18 protein-coding genes are annotated in these 21,840 nt (G+C 35.3%); 12 read left to right on the forward strand and 6 right to left on the reverse strand.

What is annotated here, in order from left to right:
• The first annotated feature begins 9 nt into the window (after positions 1-9).
• The 3 genes from H3R33_RS05040 to H3R33_RS05050 are packed head-to-tail and all read left to right on the forward strand — an operon-like array spanning position 10 to position 2,593.
• Positions 10-1,095, forward strand: a complete 1,086-nt coding sequence (locus H3R33_RS05040) for a PhoH family protein (RefSeq protein WP_230881031.1) — start codon at positions 10-12, stop codon at positions 1,093-1,095.
• Positions 1,096-1,109: 14 nt separating this feature from the next.
• Complete coding sequence (ybeY, locus tag H3R33_RS05045; protein ID WP_198184822.1) at positions 1,110-1,607, forward strand: rRNA maturation RNase YbeY; 498 nt, start codon at positions 1,110-1,112, stop codon at positions 1,605-1,607.
• Positions 1,608-1,609: 2 nt separating this feature from the next.
• A complete protein-coding gene (locus H3R33_RS05050) occupies positions 1,610-2,593 on the forward strand; it encodes a hemolysin family protein (RefSeq protein WP_155580220.1) in 984 nt (327 codons plus the stop codon).
• Positions 2,594-2,623: 30 nt separating this feature from the next.
• Here the strand turns inward: H3R33_RS05050 and H3R33_RS05055 are convergent, their stop codons facing one another.
• Positions 2,624-3,583 carry a carbohydrate kinase gene (locus H3R33_RS05055; protein WP_198184821.1) on the reverse strand — a complete coding sequence of 320 codons (960 nt, stop codon included), beginning with the start codon at positions 3,581-3,583 and terminating at the stop codon, positions 2,624-2,626.
• A gap of 260 nt (positions 3,584-3,843) precedes the next feature.
• On the opposite strand from H3R33_RS05055, the gene H3R33_RS05060 reads away from it, so the two are divergent.
• From H3R33_RS05060 to H3R33_RS05070, 3 genes are all read left to right on the forward strand, one after another.
• Complete coding sequence (locus H3R33_RS05060; RefSeq protein WP_155565218.1) at positions 3,844-4,188, forward strand: DMT family protein; 345 nt, start codon at positions 3,844-3,846, stop codon at positions 4,186-4,188.
• A 153-nt stretch (positions 4,189-4,341) separates the two neighbouring features.
• Complete coding sequence (locus tag H3R33_RS05065; protein ID WP_198184820.1) at positions 4,342-4,974, forward strand: thioredoxin domain-containing protein; 633 nt, start codon at positions 4,342-4,344, stop codon at positions 4,972-4,974.
• A 21-nt stretch (positions 4,975-4,995) separates the two neighbouring features.
• Positions 4,996-9,570, forward strand: coding sequence for an AAA family ATPase (locus H3R33_RS05070; protein ID WP_198184819.1), 4,575 nt, complete (start codon positions 4,996-4,998; stop codon positions 9,568-9,570).
• A gap of 4 nt (positions 9,571-9,574) precedes the next feature.
• Here H3R33_RS05070 and H3R33_RS05075 read toward each other — a convergent pair whose 3' ends face one another.
• The 3 genes from H3R33_RS05075 to H3R33_RS05085 all read right to left on the reverse strand — a co-directional run bounded on the left by H3R33_RS05075 (position 9,575) and on the right by H3R33_RS05085 (position 14,403).
• Positions 9,575-11,077, reverse strand: coding sequence for an OprO/OprP family phosphate-selective porin (locus H3R33_RS05075; protein ID WP_198184818.1), 1,503 nt, complete (start codon positions 11,075-11,077; stop codon positions 9,575-9,577).
• A gap of 180 nt (positions 11,078-11,257) precedes the next feature.
• Positions 11,258-12,652: an OprO/OprP family phosphate-selective porin gene (locus H3R33_RS05080; RefSeq protein ID WP_198184817.1), complete on the reverse strand. Its 1,395-nt coding sequence runs from the start codon at positions 12,650-12,652 to the stop codon at positions 11,258-11,260.
• Positions 12,653-12,861: 209 nt separating this feature from the next.
• Positions 12,862-14,403, reverse strand: a complete 1,542-nt coding sequence (locus H3R33_RS05085; protein ID WP_155565214.1) for an OprO/OprP family phosphate-selective porin — start codon at positions 14,401-14,403, stop codon at positions 12,862-12,864.
• 187 nt (positions 14,404-14,590) lie between these two features.
• On the opposite strand from H3R33_RS05085, the gene H3R33_RS05090 reads away from it, so the two are divergent.
• The 3 genes from H3R33_RS05090 to H3R33_RS05100 are packed head-to-tail and all read left to right on the forward strand — an operon-like array spanning position 14,591 to position 18,091.
• Positions 14,591-16,600 (forward strand): glycosyltransferase, encoded by a 2,010-nt coding sequence (locus tag H3R33_RS05090; RefSeq protein WP_198184816.1) that lies wholly within the window; start codon positions 14,591-14,593, stop codon positions 16,598-16,600.
• A complete protein-coding gene (locus H3R33_RS05095; RefSeq protein ID WP_122123338.1) occupies positions 16,593-17,333 on the forward strand; it encodes an ABC transporter ATP-binding protein in 741 nt (246 codons plus the stop codon). The genes H3R33_RS05090 and H3R33_RS05095 overlap by 8 nt, the downstream gene beginning before the upstream one ends.
• Positions 17,330-18,091 carry an ABC transporter permease gene (locus H3R33_RS05100; RefSeq protein ID WP_198184815.1) on the forward strand — a complete coding sequence of 254 codons (762 nt, stop codon included), beginning with the start codon at positions 17,330-17,332 and terminating at the stop codon, positions 18,089-18,091. The genes H3R33_RS05095 and H3R33_RS05100 overlap by 4 nt, the downstream gene beginning before the upstream one ends.
• Positions 18,092-18,115: 24 nt before the next feature.
• On the opposite strand, the gene H3R33_RS05105 is transcribed toward H3R33_RS05100, so the two are convergent.
• Together H3R33_RS05105 and H3R33_RS05110 are read right to left on the reverse strand one after the other, a co-directional pair.
• The gene (locus tag H3R33_RS05105; protein WP_198184814.1) at positions 18,116-19,912 is read right to left on the reverse strand and encodes a glycosyltransferase family 2 protein; all 1,797 of its coding nucleotides are present in this window, start codon (positions 19,910-19,912) and stop codon (positions 18,116-18,118) included.
• Between the two features lie 81 nt (positions 19,913-19,993).
• On the reverse strand, positions 19,994-20,302 hold the full coding sequence (locus tag H3R33_RS05110; RefSeq protein ID WP_155569045.1) for a YciI family protein: 309 nt from the start codon (positions 20,300-20,302) through the stop codon (positions 19,994-19,996).
• A gap of 127 nt (positions 20,303-20,429) precedes the next feature.
• Between H3R33_RS05110 and H3R33_RS05115 the strand changes: the two genes are divergently transcribed.
• Genes H3R33_RS05115 through ccmE form a run of 3 tightly spaced genes read left to right on the forward strand, consistent with a single transcriptional unit; the run spans position 20,430 to position 21,836 of the window.
• The gene (locus H3R33_RS05115; RefSeq protein WP_198184813.1) at positions 20,430-21,209 is read left to right on the forward strand and encodes a heme ABC transporter permease; all 780 of its coding nucleotides are present in this window, start codon (positions 20,430-20,432) and stop codon (positions 21,207-21,209) included.
• Positions 21,210-21,211: 2 nt separating this feature from the next.
• Entirely contained in the window at positions 21,212-21,352 is a 141-nt protein-coding gene (locus tag H3R33_RS05120; RefSeq protein ID WP_198184812.1) for a heme exporter protein CcmD, read from the forward strand.
• Positions 21,342-21,836: a cytochrome c maturation protein CcmE gene (ccmE, locus tag H3R33_RS05125; RefSeq protein ID WP_198184811.1), complete on the forward strand. Its 495-nt coding sequence runs from the start codon at positions 21,342-21,344 to the stop codon at positions 21,834-21,836. Before H3R33_RS05120 ends, ccmE begins: the two co-directional genes overlap by 11 nt.
• Positions 21,837-21,840 lie beyond the last annotated feature (4 nt).

Below are 21,840 nucleotides of genomic sequence, written 5' to 3' on the forward strand. Positions count from 1 at the left end.
GGAACCATTTTGAATAATAAAGTTTCCCTACAGATTTATCCCATTCTTTTATCAGAAGAAGTAAAAAACGAATCTTTTTTAAAAACAACCCTGCAATTTCCTGACAATTTATTACTGGCTCAAATGTTGGGAGATCATGACCGCTATTTGGTTCAAATTGAAAACGAACTTCAGGTCACCATGGGTTGTCGGGGAAACTATCTGGTCATTGAAGGGGATATCCAACAGGTTGAACTTACCAAAACAGTAGTAAGCAATCTGTATCAACATATATATACCCATAATGAAATTAACTCTACCATCGTTAATAATTTCATACGCATGGCCTATAACGGACTTTTATCCATTCTTTATCCATCAAAACAAAATGAACCTCCTGAATCCATGGAACTCAAACAACCAGAATCAATTCCAACAATTTCTGTACGTAAAGGTACCATTTCACCTCGTACAACGGGACAGGCAAACTATTTGAAAATGCTGGCAAGAAATGAAATGGTTTTCGGAATTGGCCCTGCTGGAACAGGAAAAACATTTCTTGCTGTAGCCCAGGCAGTTTCCATGCTTTTATCTGGTCAGATTGATCGTATTATTCTATCTCGTCCCGCTGTAGAGGCTGGCGAGCGATTGGGGTTTCTGCCTGGAGATATGAAAGACAAAATTGACCCATATCTTCGTCCCCTTTACGATGCTCTATACGCCATGATGCCAGGAGATCAAGTTGTCAAAAGACTGACCAGCGGGGAAATTGAAGTGGCTCCTCTTGCCTTTATGCGAGGTAGAACACTTGAACATGCCTATATCATACTTGATGAAGCCCAAAATACCACTCCTGCTCAGATGAAAATGTTTTTGACACGGTTAGGGGCTGGTTCACGAATGGTCATAACCGGTGATCTTAGCCAAATTGATCTGCCCCCCATGATCAAATCAGGATTAAAGGATGCAATTGATACGTTACAGGGTGTTTCCGGTATTGAGATTCTTCGTTTCAAGGCGGAAGATGTTGTCAGACATCCTCTTGTTAACCGTATTGTAAGGGCTTATGACAAACAGTCAGCAAAATTAAAAATATTTTCCGAGAATAAATCCTAGAAAGAAATTTCCTGATGACATCCCTCTTCCGGCAATATCGATATCAAATTCTTGATTTTCTTTTTAGTGAAGTAGTAATTATACAAGACAAGAGGTGGTATAAACTGATTCCTGATCTCAAGGAATTGATATACCGTATTTATACCCTGCAACCTTTTGCTGAACAAACCACGCTTTGTTTTGCCAATGACCAGACAATACAAAAATTGAATTGCCAATTCAGGAATAAAAATAAGCCTACAAATGTTCTTACTTTTGAGCATCCAGATCCCCAATCCTATGGAGGGGACATTATTCTTGCCCTGGAAACCATTCAAAAAGAATCCCGTCGAGCCCGAAAACCAATGCGCCATCATTTGACACACCTTATTTTTCACGGCTTATTGCATTTAAAGGGATATGACCACCTTAAATGTAATGAAACAAAAACCATGGAAATGAAGGAATCCTATCTTTTAAATAAAATCGGGATCCCGAATCCCTGGAAAAACTCGTCTTTTGGGAGTATATAGCCATGTTTCGTGCGCCAAGTAATAATGCGCCGAATAATACCGCATCAGAACAGTCACAATCAAATACAAAGCCAAACCGTTACAAATCTTTTTTTAAACGTTGGTTCCATCAAAGACATCAGCACAATTTGCGACAATCAATTGTCAACCTTGTAGATGACAGAAACAATCATTTACCTACAATTCCCGATGACAACAAGGAGGAATTCAATCCGCATGAGCGATTACTGATCTCCAATATATTGAGATTGAAAGATAAAACGGCTGATGATGTAATGATACCAAGGGCTGATATATTTGCCATTGATGATTCAATCAATTTCAAGCAGGCACTGGAAATTATGCAGCATGAAAATCATTCCCGAGTTCCTGTCTATCATCAGGAATTAGACAATATCCAGGGGATGTTGCACGTTAAGGATCTAATTTCCTATATTGGACACAGTGAAGATTTCGATTTTGGTAAAGTCATTCGACAGCCCCTTTTTATCGCACCTCAAATACCAGTTCTTGATCTCCTGCTACAAATGCGTGTACACCGGATTCATTTGGGGCTGGTAATTGATGAGCATGGCAGCATTGATGGATTGATAACGATTGAAGATCTGGTGGAAACAATCGTGGGCGATATTGCTGATGAACATGATGAACCTGAGGCCAACATGATTATCGAACGGGGAAACAATACGCTGGATGTGGATGCAAGAGCACATCTTGAAGATCTTGAGGAAAAAATTGGAACATTCTTGACCGAAGAAGAAAAAAATTCAGATATGGATACGTTGGGTGGACTTGTTTTCCATCTGGCTGAACATATTCCGACCAAGGGAGAGGTATTAACTCACCCATCTGGATTGATATTCAGGGTTCTGGAGGCTGACCCGCGACATATACGTCGTCTGCGAATGCATATCCCTCAGAACTGGTCTTTACCCACATCCAACGATTCAGACACCCTATCAGAAACCAATTCAAACAATATATAACCCTGATTATCAAACAGGGTTCATATCACTCTATAATTTTATAGCTTTCCTTTTAATCCGTTCATCAACCTCTTGTTCCCAAGGAGGATTGGCTCCACGCCGTTCACAAATCATTGCCGCAGCAACCGATGCATATTTTAAGGCTTTGGTAATTTCAGCAGGCGTAATAGTCTTAATTTTGTCAAGTGTCAAAAATCCATTTTTTTGTAAATAGGTCAGGGTTGCCGCCATAAAGGTATCCCCTGCCCCGATTGAATCTACCACATCATCAATATAATCAGATGGAACATCAATGACTTCATGACCTGGCAGATAACAAAGAACACCCTTGCTTCCACGTGTAATAATAACAATGGAGGTACCCTGATTGATCCAATGTTTGGCAGCATCATCAACTCTGATGTCAGGCAATAAGAATTCCAGATCAGATTTGGATAATTTAATAATATCCGCCATGGCTGTCAGACGTGCCATACGTGCTCTATAAACAGCTGGATGATGTGTATTGCTGGGTCGACAATTTGGGTCAATTGATAAAATTCTTTTTCCTTTTTCCATTCTGAACATCTGCTCACAAGATTCAGAAATAGGAGGTTCAATCAGAGAAGTAGAACCAATGTGGATCAAATTGACATCGTCGGAAAATCCGGGTGATTGTGAACGGACCCATAATCTCGATACAGTATTTTCATCATAAAAGGCATAGGCGGGTTCTTCATTGCCCAATTCAACAAAGGCAAGGGTTGTTTGTTGGTTTCCCCTGGCAACATATCTTACATCAACGTTGGATGTTTCGAGAAATTCCATCAATTTCTCACCCCAAAAATCAGTGGAAATTCCTCCCATAAATCCGACAGCGCCACCAAGACGACCTATTGCAACAGATATATTTGCACAAGATCCGCCCGGGGCTGGACAATAGCAATCTGCACCATCTTTTGTTTTATCGGGAATGAAGTCAATTAAAACATCACCACAAACAATAATCATCCAAATCTCCTTTTTGAAAATACTGCATATTTTGATGAATCACCAAGATGTTACCAACATTATATTAGGGAATACAAATTAAAAAACCAGTATTAATATTTTAAAAAATAGAAATAGAGACACAAATAACAATCCCAATTTATTTAAAAATTCATTTTTAAATAAATTATATTGGAAATAATATTACTCTTTACACCTTATTCATTTCAATCATTCCAAGATTGATATCACCAACAACCCTACGAACATAAGGAAAATATATGCCTGTTTGGCTTATTACAGCATTGATGCTTGTCTGCTCAAATTTATTCATGACCTATGCATGGTATGGTCATTTAAAAACATTATCCGGCAAACCCTGGTATATAGCTGCATTAATCAGCTGGGGCATCGCTCTCGGAGAATATCTTATCCAGGTTCCTGCCAACAGGATTGGGTTTACAAAACTATCCCTTGGTGAGTTAAAGATCATGCAGGAAGCAATAACTCTTTCCGTATTTATCCCTTTCAGCATATTTTTCATGCATCAGTCTTTTAAGCTTGATTATTTATGGGCCGGTTTATGCGTTATGGGAGCTGTATACTTTATATTTCGTGGTGGTTGAGAATTTTTTTAACTTGCTTTCCAGAACTGTATGGTTTTTCTTTGTTATAAAAATTATAAATGAGAAATAATTAATAATTTTACCAATCCTTTGGGATATTATCTAAATTGTAATTTCTCTCATACTTGAACTTATTTTACTGGAAATAATATCATGTTCATAACACGACGCTCCTTACTAGCCTCAGTTTTGCCTGTTTTGACTATTATGGCGACCAAAATTCCCACTCATGCGGAAATACCTAAAAATTTTTCAACTCCTCGTACACTCGGGAATTCCAATGCAAAAGTTCATGTTGAAGAATGGTTTTCGCTAACCTGTGTGCATTGTGGACGTTTTGCACATGATATACTTCCCCAAATACAAAAAAAATATATTGATACTGGAAAAGTTTTCTACATTTTTAAAGATTTTCCCCTGGATAAAGTAGCTCTAAAAGCCGCGATTGTGGCACGCTCCCTACCAGTAGATCAATATAAACCGTTTATTACAGCCCTCCTGAGTAATCTTGATCAATGGGCTTTCAATGAAAATGCTGATCCCTTGCAAGAATTGCAAAAATATTCGATTTTGGCTGGTATGTCCAAAGAGCGTTTTCAGCAGGTAACTCATGATGACGCAATTCAAAAAATAATATTGGAAGAAAGCAATTACGCTGAAAAACATTTCAAAATAGACAGTACACCAACCTTTATCTTCAACGGTAAAAAAGTTGTTGGTGAATTAACACTTGATAAATTTGATCAGGAAGTTAATGATGCGTTGACAAGACCTGTACCTTCATAATTTCATTACCAACAAACTTATATGCCAATATATTTTACCCATTTAAAAATTTCTGGTTTTAAAAGTTTCGCAAATACGACTTCACTTGATATTTTACCAGGATTAACTGGTATAGTTGGTCCCAATGGATGTGGTAAATCAAATATTGTAGAGGCTATTCGCTGGGTTATGGGGGAAAGTTCCGCCCGTTCCCTGCGGGGTACAGGAATGGATGATGTCATATTTGCAGGAACTGCACGACGTGCAGCCTTTAACATTGGCGAAGTTGCAATAACTCTTGAAAATATTAAAAACCAAACCGAAAACGGGTTTGATGAGGTTATTCCAAACTGTTTTCATAACCAAAATCAAATTGAGATTTCCCGCCAAATTGAACGGGAAGGAGGCAGTCAATATCGCCTTAATGGAAAAATACAACGCGCCAGGGACATTCAAACCCTATTTGCTGATCTTGGATCAGGTCCACGTTCAACAGCAATTATAAGTCAAAATCGCATAGCACAACTTATTTCCGCCTCACCAGAGGAAAGAAGACAGGTTCTAGAAGAGGCTGCAGGGATATCTGGGTTATATAACCGTCGACGAGAGGCAGAGCTGAAATTAAAAGCAACTGAAGAAAATCTAGACAGATTAAATGACCTGAAAGAGCAGCTGACAAATCAAACCCAAACACTTAAAGAACAATCTGTACAAGCCACTAGATACCGTGAGATATCTACAGCTGTACGCGATAAAGAAACCAATTTGCAGATACTTTATTACCAACGGGCGCAAAAACAGCTTCTTGATCTTAAAACGCAAATTTCAATTATTCTAAATAGAATTGGGGAAAAAGAAAATTGTATTCTGGATTTGCACAACAATCTGGAAGCTATGGAAAAAGAATCCGCTACCCTGCATCAACAGGAAATTCAGGCGCGCGTTCATTGTGATCATCAGCGCCAGCAGATTTCTAGACTTGAAAATGAATTAAATCAGAAAACACAAGAAATAAAACAATTGAATGACCGGCTGAGAGAAAACAAAACCCAATTGATAGACATACAGTCTCATCTTGAAAATAATCAATCCGATCAGGAAAATATTCTAATCAAAATCAACACAATTAATGAAAAACTTGACCATCATCCAACAAAAATTCTCCAGATTGAACAGGAGGTTAAAACCCTAGAAGAAAAAAGTGCTATCCTGCTTGATTTAATCCATGAAGATGAAAAAAAACTGTCTACATCTATAAATAAAAATCATGAGATAACGCAATATTTTAATCAGGTAAATGATGAAAAAACCAAATTTCAATTCGAATATGAACAGCTTTTATCCGAACAAAAAAGTTGTCTTGAAAAACTTCCTTCAGCTGAAAAACTGCAAAAAAAACGAGAGCAACTAGATATTCTCGAAAAAAAACTAGAGGAGATTGAAGCAAACCGACAAATTCTTCAGAAAACCATTCAGTCCAAGGAATTTGAAAAGGAAAAACAAACTTATCATGCCCAACAGTTAGAAAAAAATTATAATGATCTCAATCAGACAATAAGACAAATCAAATCACAAGAAAAGCGATTAAATGATGATTATCAAAATACTATTAATCAAATCACTCAATTGCAAAGTCAGTCTTTAGCAACAGAAGAAGAACAACAATTTCAGGAAAAGTTAATCAACACACAAATTACACTTGAAAAAAGTAAAAAAGAAATTGATTTGGCACTCGAGCATCATCAAGCAGCCATAAAAAAACGCCTTGAACAGGAAAATTCTTATAATCAAGCATTACAGATCCATGATCAAAACAAAAAGAATCTTGACATAATTCATACCAACTTACAACAGGCACAGAATTCATTCGAGACTTTAACCAAACAACAGGAATATCTGGCAAAACAGCTAATTGCTCCTGAATATCTTCAGGAAAAACAAACACAATATGAAAATATTAATTTACAATTAAAAAAACAGCATCATTTAATTGAACAAATTGAAAATGACCTAAAGAAAAATACAGAAGCTTTGGAAAAACAGTCTTCCATTGTCCAACAGCATGAAAGTGAAATTCGTAATTTAGAAGCAAGACAGCAAGGATTGGCACAAATCCTTAAACAAACATCAGAGGAAAACATCAATACTGAATTACCAGCCGTTCTTGATCCTTTATCAATACCTCAGAAATGGATAAAAACTATAGCTGCAATTTTTGATGACACTATTGATGCACCAACTGGTCTTGATGCATCCCGGGGCTGGGTTACCCTAAGTAATATCAAGACAACATTAACAGGTGCATTGCCAACCCTGTTTGATGTTATTTCCCCGCCGCCGCCCTTACAAAGAGCATTTCAGCAAATTGGAATTGTAAATTCAGTTGAAGAAGGGAATAAACTTTTTCCCTATCTTTTACCAGGGCAAATGCTGGCTACTCAACAAGGAGATATCTGGCGCTGGGATGGTTATTACCAAACACATGCCATTCAAAACAAATCTGCACAACGATTGGTTCAAAAACACCTTCTGCAAAATATCGAAGAGGATTTAAAACGTCATTTACAAAAATCACCACAGATAGAAAAGTTGTATGAACAATTAAAAAATACACAAATACAATTTAAAAATAAATTATTGCAAATCAAAAGCGAATATAGGGATATTGAAAAACGGGCACAAATAATTACTCAGGATTTTTACGCTTTGCAAAATGAAGCCAGAATGGCCGAGGCTCAATTTAACGCCATTGAACCTGCTGTCCAACAGGCTCAAAACGAACTTAAAACAAAAAAATTATATTTTGAACAAGCACATAAAAAGACTCAGATACCCTTACCAGATAAAGAGAAAATTTATCAATATTTACGTATAGAACAAGAAAAAGAACGGATTGTTCAGCAAAAAAAAGAGGATATCAATAGATTTGAACATCAATATTCCTTAGTCAAGGAACAATATCAACAACGCTTGAACCAAAATGCACAAAACAAAATCCAGATTGAATCTCTACAGGAAAAACTTGCACATCTTGAAATAGAGATTGATAGAAATAGGGAAAATTTAAATAATTTGGAAAGACAACTTAATCAAGCAGAAAATCCTAAAGAAATGTTTCAATCTGTTCATGTTATTGAAGATACGATCAATACGCTTAGCAAAAAGTTAGATAATGAAAATGAATTTTTTCTAAAAACGGAAACTGAATTAAATCAGGCTCAGCTTTCTTATCAATCTCTTAAGGAAATTACTATTCAGCAGCAAAGCCGACTGGATGCCCTGACTCCACGATGTCAGAAACTTGAAAACGATCTAAAAGAAATTTCCGTTCTTTTTCATCAAGCGGAATATAATCTTAATCATCGCATTAATTGTGAAGAAATGGAAAATAAATTAAAAAAACTGAAAGAGGACTATGGAATTAATGAAACAGAAAAAGAAAAAAAACGGCTTGACTATCATTTAATTCTTCAAGAAAAAGATAATCTGGACATTCAAAAAAAATCCCTTGCTCAGCAATTGGACAAATGGCAAGAACATTTCAGAGAAAGACAAAACGAAAAAGAGCAAATTCTTAAAAAAATACTGAATCTTGAAAATCAACTTAAAGATATAGATAAACTACCTGAGATCTTAAAATCCAAACTTAATGAATTTAAAAATGCAGAACGGCAATCTGTTGCAAATTATCAAGAATTGCAAAAAAGAAATATAGAATATGATCAAGCAAAAAAAAATGCCGAACAGAATTTACAAAATATAAAGCTGGAAAAAAATAAAATTCAAGAACAACTTATAAAAGCCGAAACCAAAAAAGAACAAGCCGAGATTGTATTTGCTCAACTTGATAGCGACATTACCGACGAAATCAAAAACCTGTCAAACGAGAGAAATGATCATGATCTGGATGATCAGGCAGAAAAAAAATTAAAAAATTCAATTGCATCATTAAAGGCACAGCGGGAAGCACTTGGAGCTGTCAATTTGCGGGCAGACCTCGAATATCAGGAAAAACTAACAGAACTTAACCATCTTGAAAACGAATTCAATGAATTAACCACAGCAATCCAACAGTTACGTGAATCTATCTGTAAACTTAATAAACAGGGAAGAAGCAAATTAAACGCTATTTTTAAGGAAGTGGATCATCATTTTCAGGAATTATTTACCCGTATGTTTAATGGCGGACAAGCCTATCTTAAGCTTTTACCTCATGAAGATCCATTACAATCCGGTTTGGAAATTTATGCTCAACCTCCAGGAAAAAATCTTTCAACGCTCTCTTTACTTTCTGGTGGTGAGCAAGCGTTGACAACCTTATCACTTGTATTTGCTGTCAGCCGATGTAATCCTGTTCCAATTTGTATTCTTGATGAAGTTGATGCCCCTCTAGATGATCCCAATGTTGAACGTTTCTGTAAATTGTTGTCTGACATGTCACAGGCAGGGACACGTTTTTTAGTTGTAACCCATCATCAACTTACCATGAGTCACATGCAACGCCTCTATGGTGTCACGATGCAGGAACGCGGCATAAGCCAACTGATTTCAATTGATCTTGAAGATGCTGTTAAAATTCAACAAAATAAACAACATGAACAACTGGAACTTTATTAGTTTGTCAAAATGTAAATTGTACCCTGGACATAATCAGATTACTTGTGCGTCCAGTTGAATTATAGTAATTGTTTCTAGACCGTGTCGCCATTACATGATTATAATCAAGTGATATCCGCATATGTGACGAGGGATACCAATTCAACCCTGTTGCAAATATATTTTGTTTTCCTCCTTGAACCCCAAGATAATGACCGTTTTCATTCATACGATATTTATAATGATTAAGGTTCATGTTACTCCATCGGATTGACCATTCCAAAGCTCCCCATTCTCCCGCGACAGGATTGAAAAAGCTCCCGACAGGGGGAGTGAAAACAGCTTTACTTTCATCATAGGATCTTGGTTGTCCAAACAGGACATAATTGACGCTAATATACCAGCCAGAAAAATGCAAATTGGGCCTATTGCCTGACTTTTCCGCAACCCGTTGCAAAAACATGGTGTAATATTCAGACTGTATCAGAAAACGATTCAATCTTACCGCAAATTCAGGTCCTATTGCCCATATATTATTTACACCCTGAATAGTTCCTGTTCGCAAATAAGGACGGCCCAACCAAACTTGCCCCTCCTGTCCCGTACTTAATGAATATTTTCGGCTATCACCATGTGTCACAAAAGTTGTTGATAAACCCAAATGCATATCATAATGATTGATAGCTAAAGGTCTTACCGCCGCTCTTACAATACCGCCAAGTTCATTTCTTTGAAAATCCTGATAGGTTCCTCCCAACCTTTGTCCGGTAACTGAAGCGCTAAGATAATACCGTTTATCCCAGTGAGTCATCATCAAGGCAAGACGGGCATCTGATCCTGTTAAATTTCTAACCAGATCAACAATCATTGGACGTTCAACCAGAATAAATCCATTTGAGCTTTCAGTATCCAGCATAGTTATGGGAGGTTGTAACAGACCGATAGCGATAATGGTGTTTTCAAATCCGACATATTTTAAATAGGCCTCATAAATGGAATTATTAACCAATGCTGGGCGCCCTGCATCCGGTGTTATATTAATGATGAAATCATCATAGCGGATAGCAACATTAAATCGCCCCCTACGCAAAAATGCCTGTGAACCATCCATTCTGGATCCATTGCGTTTATTATCCGGACCTATAATTCCACCAATATCAAACTGTAAACTTGCCCCAAGAGAGATACTGAATCGACGATCACTGGATACCAGAGTTGGACGTCCCTTGGGAAAATTCAAATTGAAATGACCTATTTGATAAGAAATATCCCTATAAATATCAATGTTTCGAATTTTGTCAGCATTCCACATTGTACAATCCTGTTTATGATCCAAACATAGGTAGATGGATTGTTTGTTTCTGGAATTAGGAAACGCAGAAATCAATGAATTAGAAACACGTTCTGTTTGGGCATAGGCAAAAGAAATAGTAGCTTTTAAAACAATAATATTAAATGAACATGACAAAATAGGTCTTATATTCCTATATAAGGCCTCTACACTATTTATTCGATTTTTTTGAACCATGAAGGATCCTACTGTATTAACAGCTTTAAACTGAAGAAAGATTAAACAGAGCAGTTCTGTTTATAAATTTTGTCTCATTTCAGTAATGAATAATCATTCAAATCCTTTTAAATTTGTATATTCTCAAGAACAGCTTAAAGCCTTACCTCTAAAAATCAAGCCCTTGGGAGAATTAAATTTCTAAAAATTAAATTCGATACGAGAAATAAGAATATTACTTTTACGACCAGCACTATTGTAATAATTATTTCTTGAACGAGTGGCAAAAACATAATTATATTCAAGCGAAAATCGCATCTGATCAGCTGGATACCAATTGAAACCTGTTGCGATAACGTGCTGTTTTCCACCATGTATATTTTTTGGTTTGCCATTATCCCAATCGTATCGATGGCTGTTTAAATTCATGGTGCTCCAGCGTGCTGTCCATTCCAGTGCTCCCCAATCCCCTACCGCTGGATTAAAAAGCGCATTTTTTGGTGCGGAAAAATAGGCACGTTCGGAAAAATATTGTCTTGGTTGACCGAACAAGACATAATTTGTACTGACATACCATCCAGCAAACTTTAAATTTGATCGGCGTGAATTATTTTCCGAATTTCTTTGCAAATCAATTGAGTAATATTCTGACTGAATAATAAAACGGTTGAATCTAAAGGCGAATTCAGGACCTATTGCCCAAACATTGTTTACCCCGTTAATTTTTCCGGTACGAATATAGGAACGCCCCGGCCAGATAAAGGCCTCTGGCAGTGCATTCATGGAATATCTCCGATTATCTCCATGAAATGCGACCGTTCCACTCACTCCCATATGCAAATCATAATTTTGAGATCCTATTGGATGGATGACAGCACGAATAATTCCCCCTTTTTGATTCTTTTGAAAATCCTGATAAAATTTACCAAAACGCTGTCCGGTAACTGAAGCGCCAATATAATAATTTTTTCCCCAATGAGAGGCTGTAAATCCTATTCTGGCATTCGCACCAGCTATATTTCTTACAAGATCAATGATCATGGGGCGTTCTACCAGGGTAAATCCTGCAGATGTTTCAGATCCCAGCAAAGTGACTGATGGTTGTATCAAACCAATGGATAAATCTGTATGATGAAACCCGATGTAATTAAGATTAATCTCATGAAATGAATCATTAACCAATGCACCACGTCCAACATCAGGAGCAACAATAATTTTAAAGTTATCATAGGCAATTGTTATGATAAATCTTGCACGCCTCAATACAGCCTGTGACCCACCCATATCGGGTTGATTATGTTTTTTATCGGATCCTATGAAACCACCAATATCATATTGAATGGACGTTCCAATTGATAGACTGAAATGATTATTCATTGAATTTAATAAAAATCTACCTTTGGGAAAGCTGATTTTAAAATCACACATGTCATAAATTATATTTTTATAAGGATCTAAATAAGTAACCTGATTTGTTTGGAATAAAGAATCATCATTGGCTTTCGCGGCTGAAACCCAATTCAATAAAAAATATAATGATATTGAATAAATCCCGAATTTTGAAAAAGCCATAGAAGTTTCATAAGATTTTCGCATTTTACAATTTCCATGGATTTTCTTTAATAAAGACCTGTTTAATCTTTGAAAGAATTTTCAATTATTTTTTTCAAATATTAATGTATCCAGTATTGATTATGTATACAATATTTTTGTAATATATTTTTATTTACGTTAAAATATAGTATTATATTTAGAAAAAATAATTTTTCATGTTAAATAAATTTTAAAAATAGCACTTTAAAACCTTAAAAAGTTAGTTGTAAACGTGAAATTATTAGATTGCTATCTTTTTTTCTTAAATGCCATAAATTGTTTCTAGCACGTGATGAAATTATATGATTATAATCAATCATAACCCTGAAATGTGGTGACGGATACCAGTTAAACCCCGTTGCTATGACTTTCTGTTTTCCACCTTGCACTCCTGCTGCATATTTGTTATTTTCATAATCCCCAGCATGACTATTGAGGTTCAGATAACTCCAACGGACTGACCATTCCAAAGCTCCCCAATCCCCAGCGGCAGGATTAAACAGTGAACCTTCTGGTGCTGCAAAAATAGCGCGAGAGGGTAAATAATGACGATGAGCCCCGAAAATCGCGTAATTTAAACTTCCATACCATCCCCAAAAATGAAGATTATCATTATGTCCATATCCCTCATTCTTTCTTGGCATAAAAAATGAATAATATTCCCCTTGAAAAATCAACCTTTTCCATCGTAAGGCAAATTCAGGACCTACAGCCCATATACTGTTGACACCATTGATGGTTCCTGTCTTAAAATCTGCCGCGGAAGGGAAAAGACGGGATTCATTATAACTTACAATAGAATATTTTCTATTTTCACCATGAACGGCAAATGTTCCTGTTACGCCCAAATGAAGATCAATATTTCTTGAAGCTATTGGACGACCCGCCAATCTTAAAACGCCTCCCTTCTGCCCCTGTTGAAAATTGGTAAATTTTTTACCAACGCGTTGCCCTGTATAGCCAACACTGATAAGGTATCGCTGCCCCCAATGAATAACATTGAAACCAGCACGAGGTTCCCCTCCGGCAACATTTCTTAACATATCGATAACCATGGGTCGTTCTGCAAGAAAAAATCCCCTGGAAGTTTCAGAATCCAACATTGATAAAGTGGGTTGGAGTAAACCCCCTCCAATTACCAGATTCTTAATACCTGTATATTTCAAATCCGCTCCGAACAGATCATGATGTTCAAGTCCAAAACGTCCAATATCTGGTGTAACCGTTAAGGCGAAATCAGTATATTTTACAACAATAATCGGACGTCCACGACGTAAAGTTCCTTGATAACTTGAAACTTTTGGTCCATTCGCTCGTTTGTTTGGACCTAATAAAGCCCCAATGTCGTAATTAATATAAAGACCAAAAGCGATACTAAGTTTTTTACTCGCTGAATAAAATGTCGGTCTTCCCTTTGGAAAGGCAAGCGTTGAATAACCTACTTGATAATGAAGGTCTTTATATGGATCAACATTTACGACCCTATCCGCATTCCACATTGTGCAACGGATGGATTTTTCATAACAAATATATTCAGCCTGTTGATCATTTTCATCTTTATCTTTTTTTTCTTCTTTTTCTTTATTTAAAAAAGGAGTTATATTTGATCTCCATCGGTTAGTCTGATAGACATTTGCATAAGAAAATGAAATCGAGATCTTCAAAAAAAGAATACCCATTGTACATGATCGTAAAAACCCTTTTTTACGTCCATATGAGAGGTTACTTTGTACGGCTTCAATATTGTTTACCATTATCAATGACCCCTATATAATTTTATTAGACGAAAATAAGCTCAATACCCATTTATAAGCCACTTAAGATTGAAATATAATTTCACAAATATTTCAATTTTTATTCAAAAATGTTAAAATAAACCAAATTAAGTTTTTAATAATTTTATAATTTAAAATAATTGTCGAATAACAAACGTGAGATGAGATGTCACTTTTCCGAGATTTTTTCTATTTTGAAAGGTTATTACCCTCTAAATATCAAAAAAAATGGTGCCTGATTTCCGTAAAATTACATAAAAAATTACCCAAAACGATCCCATTGTATCTATATATAAACCATAGGGATGACCCAACATTTGAACCTTTAACTTATCTTGTCTCCGGTAGGTTTCTTCCCAACTTTTGGCGTGTATCTCTTGTTTATCTTCCTGAGAAAACGAACTGTTTACGAATCTATCCAATCGCCAAAATTTTTAATTCCGCTTTACAATCAGTTTCATCAGTAAAAATTCGGGCTCTGAGCCGCTTAACGACGGCTTTAATATTAATTATTATAAATCCTTTTACTTTTATAAAAATTTTTTGTTATCCCTTCATTCATCTAAACAAACGTATTCGAATGGGATTATTACAAAATCAACAAATATTTTTTCCTAATTTACCATATAAATATTGGTACAATTTATATGAAAACTGGAATAGTAACGAGATAAAGAAACTATATGAAAGTAATTATATTCATCTATGGCCTGTTTTTTCATTATTTACATATTATGGTAAAACCATGGAAATTGACTGGAACAATTTTTACCAGCATCCGAATACTAGAGGAAGAACCACTCCCCAAGCTTTTCAAGCACATTATATCATTCTTAAAAATTCAAACGAAGTTTTAGAAGAACACAGTTTGGCTGTTTTTGCCGATCAGGCTACTCGTCAACATTATCCGGCCGCACTTTACGCTGATTCAGATGAAATCAATAATCTGAATGAACACAGCAACCCTGTATTCAAGCAAAATTTTAACTTATCGATTCTACTGACAGGTTATCTTACCCAAGATATATGGATTATCAGAAAAGATATATTTGATGATTTCATAAAAGAATTTGATTCTCCAATTCGTTCCATTTATGCCATTAGAATGGCTTTGGCCCTTTATTTATGGAAAAAAAATCATTTTATTTATCATGTCCCTCTGATCTTAAGTCATAGGACTGCAAAAGTATCATTACATGATAAAAATGAAATAATTGAAATCATCAAAATTTTCAAAACTGAGCTGAATTGGCAATTTAGTGTTAATACGCATATATTTCCCTTTGATATAAATTATATAAATTATCAAAATCCCGTAAGTCTCATCATCCCGACAACCCTCAGTTCCGAAACCATACATCAATGTATTACAAAACTAATAAAAAAAACCTCTTACCCAAAATTAGAAATTATTCTTGTCATCTCGCAAAATAAACCGTTGACAAAACAACAAGAAAAATTTCTCAGTTCATTCCAGTATTATAAATATTTAAAAGTTCTATTTGTCAAAACAGATCAATTCAATTTTTCGAAAAGTTGCAACGTTGCCATCAGGCATTCTAAATACCCTTTTATAGCCCTAATAAACGATGATATTGAACCTCTGGATCAAAACTGGTTATCCTTAATGATGGGTCATATGCAAAATGAAAAAGTAGGCGCTGTTGGTGCAAAACTATTTTATCCTGATAAAAATATTCAGCATGCGGGCGTTATAATGGGTGCCGCTAATTTATGTGAACATGCCGGTCGTTTTCATAAGTCAGATAATTTTTACCTGACGCATGATCATGAGGTCAGTGCCGTGACAGGTGCCTGTATGGTTATTCGTCGTCTGGCTTTTAACGAGGTTAATGGATTTGATGAGACATTTGAAATAGCATATAATGATATTGATTTCTGTTTACGTTTAAGAGAGAAAAAATATCATATCATCCAGTGTCAGAATGCACAACTGATCCATTACGAATCTCTTTCACTCGGAAATCATTACAAGGGTGAACGTGCCGGAAAAGAACGACAGGAAATTCTTTCCCTGAAAAAAAAACATTTTAAAATCATAAATTATGATCCATTTTATAATCCCAATTATTCACTGCAACGTGGAAGAGATTACCAGCTTGCCTTTCCTCCTCGCATTTCAATTCCATTTGGATTAACTGAAAATAATGTCTGATTCCAATCCCCCAAGCATTTTGATAGAGAATGTTTCATTAACCTTCAATAATTGTCAATTGTTCAAAAATCTAAACACTGTTTTTCCAGCCGGAAAATTCAGTATTATTCTTGGTGCAAGTGGTGTGGGTAAAAGTAGTCTTTTAAAAATTATTGCAGGATTGCAACATTATAAGCTGGGAAGCGTAAAAGCGGATGATAACAAATCTTTATCAAAACGGATCAGTTATATGGGACAACAGGATCTGTTAATGCCTTGGGCAAAAATACTATATAATGTCACCCTAGGCAGTAAACTCCGTGGTGAAAAACCAAATCGGCATAAAGCTTTAGATATCCTTGAACAAGTAGGCTTATCCCATGTTGCAAATGCATATCCATCCGAACTGTCTGGCGGAATGCGTCAACGTATCGCTCTTGCAAGAACACTGTACGAAAATCGCCCCATCGTTTTAATGGATGAACCTTTTTCAGCATTGGATAGTGTAACACGAACCAACATGCAAACCTATACGGCAAAATTGTTGAAAGGTAAAACAGTTATTCTTATCACACATGATCCTTTCGAAGCTTGTCGATTGGGAGAACAAATTCAGATTATGGCAGGAACTCCTGCAAAACTATACGATTCTTTGGTAGTTCCTGGATCTATACCTCATCCGCTGGAAAATCTCGACTTACAAAAGGCCCAAGCCCATTTATTATCTCTTTTGATAGAAAAAACACAATCATGAAAACTCATTTACATGAATCTTTTTTAATAAGTATCCGCATTGTTTCATTAATCGGAAGCTTGATTTTTATCTGGTGGTTGATCAGTTTTTTCAATTACATCCCCGCTTATCTTTTACCCTCACCTTCAGCGGTCATTCAAGCTCTAAACATTAATCATCAGCTTTTATGGCAAGCCACGCTTACAACAACACAAGAAACCATAATAGGGTTGGTAATTGGATGTTTTTTTGGAATGTTTCTTGCTCTTTTTATGATACTTGTTCCTTTTCTCCGTCACTGGTTAATGCCCATCATCATTATCAGTCAATCAATTCCCACCTTTGCTCTAGCCCCTTTACTCGTATTATGGTTTGGTTTCGGAATAAGTTCAAAAATTGTAATGACCGTTATAATGATTTTTTTTCCCGTAACTTCATCCTTTTTTGACGGTCTAAACAGAACACCTCAAGGATATCTTGATTTAAGCAAAACCATGAATACATCTGCCTTACGACAACTTTTATTTATACGTATTCCTGCTGCTTTACCCGCTTTTTCGTCAGGTTTGAAAATCGCGGCAGCTATCGCTCCCATTGGTGCGGTCATTGGAGAATGGGTCGGCGCGTCTTCCGGTTTGGGATATTTAATGCAAAACGCCAACAACCGTTTTCAAACAGATTTGATGTTTGCCGCTCTTTTGATATTATCATTCATGACAATGAGTTTGTGGGGAATCGTTACAATATTCACCCAAAAACTCTTTTATTGGTATAATTAAATTTATAAAGATTAAAACAATATTTTATTTTAATCCTAAATAATTTTTCCAAAAATGTTTAGTAATTAAACCGTTAAATGATTTTTTCCATTTAAATTTTAATATATATTGCTTTTTATATAATTCAATTATTGTAAGAAACAATTCATTACACAGATTAAAAAAACGTTTTGAATCAATTTCACAAGTTATACCCATATTAGAAATTTTTTCATAATAAATTACTTTAGGGCACCTAAAAATAGCACTTATTCTAAAGCTATGTAACGGTTCTAAGACCCATCCATGATCAAGAGGAGTTTCAGCTTTATACATTAATTTTAAAGGTAACAAATGTCCATTTAATGTTAAAATTATAAATAATTTTCTTATAAATGAATACTTTATAAAACGATTATAATCTTTCATATCCATCTGATCTTGACGGATATTTAATAATTTACTTTTTTGTTTTTTTACAAGATCCTGATGAAAAATTTCAGGATCTAAATTTTTTATAAACTCTGGCCCTTTCATTGCGTCCTTTATGCCAGCCAATAAATATTCTGCACGTTCATATCTATAGGTTAAAAGACATTTAAATATATTTAATGCTTCTTTAAATATAGGTGGTTTTCCATATACAAAATTAACAATTAATCCATTACGAATATGATAATACCATCTCCAATTAACTTCTTTTTTTGTAAACTCCTCATGCCAAACTGCAATTCCCGTTAATGTTACGATATCGACTTTTCCTTGTAAAACAAGTCCTTGCTGAACATCATCCCAACCTACAAAAAATGGAGCAGGTAAAAAATTTTCAATAATTTTTTTTGGATAAACTACAAACCACCAACCATAAAAAGTACTATATTCTAATTTATCATAAAATATTACACCAGAAGATGTTGTCAAATCCAAATTAGGTTTTACACTACTAAAATCAAAACCTTTGACTTGTGCTCCAATTTCATGTAAACGTCCTCGATCACCATAGTTCATCATTCCACCAGGAATAATGCTTTTATCATCTAAAAAACTTGCAAGATGAAAAGCTCTGCAGATTACTTCAGGCTCAATTAATACATCATCATCGCAAAATAATACATGAGTAAAATTAGATTGACTATCTAAAACTTCTAATATACCTCTAGCAAATCCTCCTGCTCCCCCGAAATTACGATTTTTTATTATATTTACATTTTCATACTCTATATCATCAAAACTATTAGAATTAGCATTATCAATAATAAAAATTGAAACTTTATTATCGAGTTCATCATATGTAGAATTTTTAATTATCTCTAAATTTCTTTTTACATAAATTTCTCTATTAAAAGTAGGCATTATTAAAGCCATACGTACATTATTTGTTGGTTTTTGTGTAGTAAAATAAAAAACTTTAGATATTGAAAAAGATTCGCTTAAAATTGTTATCTCTGGAAAAATAATTCCTGTTTTCCCCGATAGTTTTTTTAAATCTATTGTCAAATCAATTTTTTGGTTTTGACCTTTAATTGCTGTTTGCATAACATAAAATGGAGGCTCATAACCATTATCATGCCATATGGTAACAATTCCTTCACCTGAAAATTGAATTGAAATTACAATTTCTTTTATATCCGGTTTATTCATCCATGTTGTAAGTGAAAACGCACCAAAAAATGTGTTAAATGCTATATGTTCATCAATCTTGAATTCAACATTCCTTTTTTGAAAAATTAATTCATTAGGTTGTAAAAACCATAACTCTGGATAACGAGTCCTTATATATAATCCTAAAGGTGCTATTCCTGATGGTATAACAACTTTTTGTAACAATGATAAATCTTTCATAAAAAATCCCAATGATATATAACGTTGATAGATATAAAATACATTAATAATGTTCTATCATTTATTATTGTGAAAATTCAATTATTCCATAATATATTTTCGAATCATCTGACCTTCGGAACAAACTTCCTTAAAGGAACGAATTATGACACTTTCAAATAAACCTGCTTTTGCATAAGGATCACTGATGGCAAATCCCTCGGCAGCTGCACGATCTTCTACATTCAGAATAATGAGTGAGCCACAACTTTTTCCCTCATTATCCAATAAGGGACCAGCAATTTTTATTTGTTTTTCATAAGTTTTAAGATACGCCAGATGTTGAGAGCGAACAGCCATTCTCATTTCTAGAGACGAAGGTTTGTCATTACACATTATTACAAATAACATTTGTTCTCCCATCACTACTTTACAAATCATAAATAAAAAAACATATTATGACCAAGAATGGATAAGCTTGCCAGTTTTTTAAATATAAAATATCCTCTTATTTTCCATAAACCCTGATTATTTTTCAATGACTGATTCAAGAACTCTATCAAAACCAAGAAGTAATCGATTTTTTTCAATCAATCGATTGGCAAATCCGAAAATTTTTTTTCAGTTTACGACAAAACTGCAGCCCTGGATCAACGGGTTTGCTTTGCTTTTCATCGTCATTGGAATAATATGGGGCCTTTTTATCTCCCCAGCAGATTGGCAGCAAGGGGATAGCGTAAGAATTATGTATATTCATGTTCCCATGGCCATGCTTGCCAGTGCCGGTTATATTTTACTTGCTTTTTGCGGTTTTTCATCCCTAGTCTGGAAACATCCCTTAGCCGATCTAGCGGCCAAAGAAATTGGACCTGTTGGAGCTATTGTAACTGCCCTATGTTTAATAACGGGGTCCATTTGGGGAAAACCCATGTGGGGCACTTGGTGGGTTTGGGATGCACGATTAACATCAGTTCTGATATTGTTTTTTCTCTATTTAGGACATATCACTTTATGTCATGCCTTTGATGAACCTCAAAAGGGTTATAAGGCAGCTTCCATTCTTGCCCTTGCAGGCGTTTTTGATCTCCCTATAATCAAATTCAGTGTTCAATGGTGGAACACATTACATCAGCCAAATACATTCAGTTTAACCCATGCCTCTTCAATCACTCTTTCCATTGCTACCCCATTGATTTTCTGTTCACTGGGTTTTTCCCTTGGATTTATAGGTATACTATTTACACGAATGCGAACCGCCATTCTTGAAAACCAGATCCATCGCCTACTTATCAATTCACAATCTTTGTCAATGCAATGATCATGTCGCATCTCCCCTACTTGATTTCCGCTTATGGAATTACCCTGTTAACTATTTTGGCTTTATGGCTTACCACTTATAGACGGTTTCACCAGGCAAAAAATAAACTGGACATTATGAAAAAACTTAATCATGAAACGTAAAACTCAACGTCTATGGATAATTCTAACTTGCATGATGGGCTTCGCGATTGCAATCACATTGATTTTATCAGCTTTTTCAAGTAACTTGGTCTATTTCAAAGTTCCTTCCCAACTCATAAACCAATCCATATCTAATTCTACCACAATACGATTGGGAGGAATGGTTGTTGCCAACTCCCTTCATCATCAGAATGACCATCACACACCAATGGCTATATTTGATATTACAGATGGAAAAGCCGCCATTCATATAAAATATAGAGGCATTTTACCTGATCTATTTCGAGAGGGACAAAGCGTTATTGCCATTGGTTACTTAAATCCTCAAGGAATATTCATCGCCACTGAAGTATTGGCCAAACATGATGAAACTTACATGCCTAAAGAAATCGCCGACGCTTTGCGCAAAAATGGCAAGTGGGATCCGCGTTTTGGTCCACCACCCGATCCAGACAGCTGGAACCACATGATAAAACCCCAATAAGCAA

It is taken from the genome of Commensalibacter sp. B14384M2 (assembly GCF_016101865.1).
GTDB lineage: Bacteria > Pseudomonadota > Alphaproteobacteria > Acetobacterales > Acetobacteraceae > Commensalibacter > Commensalibacter melissae.

Coding starts and splice junctions, on each gene's coding strand:
- H3R33_RS05060 (WP_155565218.1), top strand. CDS start 3,844: ATGCCTGTTTGGCTTATTACAGCATTGATGCTTGTCTGCTCAAATTTA.
- H3R33_RS05065 (WP_198184820.1), top strand. CDS start 4,342: ATGTTCATAACACGACGCTCCTTACTAGCCTCAGTTTTGCCTGTTTTG.
- H3R33_RS05110 (WP_155569045.1), bottom strand. CDS start 20,302: ATGTTATTTGTAATAATGTGTAATGACAAACCTTCGTCTCTAGAAATG.
- H3R33_RS05100 (WP_198184815.1), top strand. CDS start 17,330: ATGAAAACTCATTTACATGAATCTTTTTTAATAAGTATCCGCATTGTT.
- H3R33_RS05085 (WP_155565214.1), bottom strand. CDS start 14,403: ATGGTAAACAATATTGAAGCCGTACAAAGTAACCTCTCATATGGACGT.
- H3R33_RS05070 (WP_198184819.1), top strand. CDS start 4,996: ATGCCAATATATTTTACCCATTTAAAAATTTCTGGTTTTAAAAGTTTC.
- H3R33_RS05080 (WP_198184817.1), bottom strand. CDS start 12,652: ATGCGAAAATCTTATGAAACTTCTATGGCTTTTTCAAAATTCGGGATT.
- H3R33_RS05055 (WP_198184821.1), bottom strand. CDS start 3,583: ATGATTATTGTTTGTGGTGATGTTTTAATTGACTTCATTCCCGATAAA.
- H3R33_RS05090 (WP_198184816.1), top strand. CDS start 14,591: ATGTCACTTTTCCGAGATTTTTTCTATTTTGAAAGGTTATTACCCTCT.
- ybeY (WP_198184822.1), top strand. CDS start 1,110: ATGACATCCCTCTTCCGGCAATATCGATATCAAATTCTTGATTTTCTT.
- H3R33_RS05050 (WP_155580220.1), top strand. CDS start 1,610: ATGTTTCGTGCGCCAAGTAATAATGCGCCGAATAATACCGCATCAGAA.
- ccmE (WP_198184811.1), top strand. CDS start 21,342: ATGAAACGTAAAACTCAACGTCTATGGATAATTCTAACTTGCATGATG.
- H3R33_RS05095 (WP_122123338.1), top strand. CDS start 16,593: ATGTCTGATTCCAATCCCCCAAGCATTTTGATAGAGAATGTTTCATTA.
- H3R33_RS05075 (WP_198184818.1), bottom strand. CDS start 11,077: ATGGTTCAAAAAAATCGAATAAATAGTGTAGAGGCCTTATATAGGAAT.
- H3R33_RS05120 (WP_198184812.1), top strand. CDS start 21,212: ATGTCGCATCTCCCCTACTTGATTTCCGCTTATGGAATTACCCTGTTA.
- H3R33_RS05115 (WP_198184813.1), top strand. CDS start 20,430: ATGACTGATTCAAGAACTCTATCAAAACCAAGAAGTAATCGATTTTTT.
- H3R33_RS05105 (WP_198184814.1), bottom strand. CDS start 19,912: ATGAAAGATTTATCATTGTTACAAAAAGTTGTTATACCATCAGGAATA.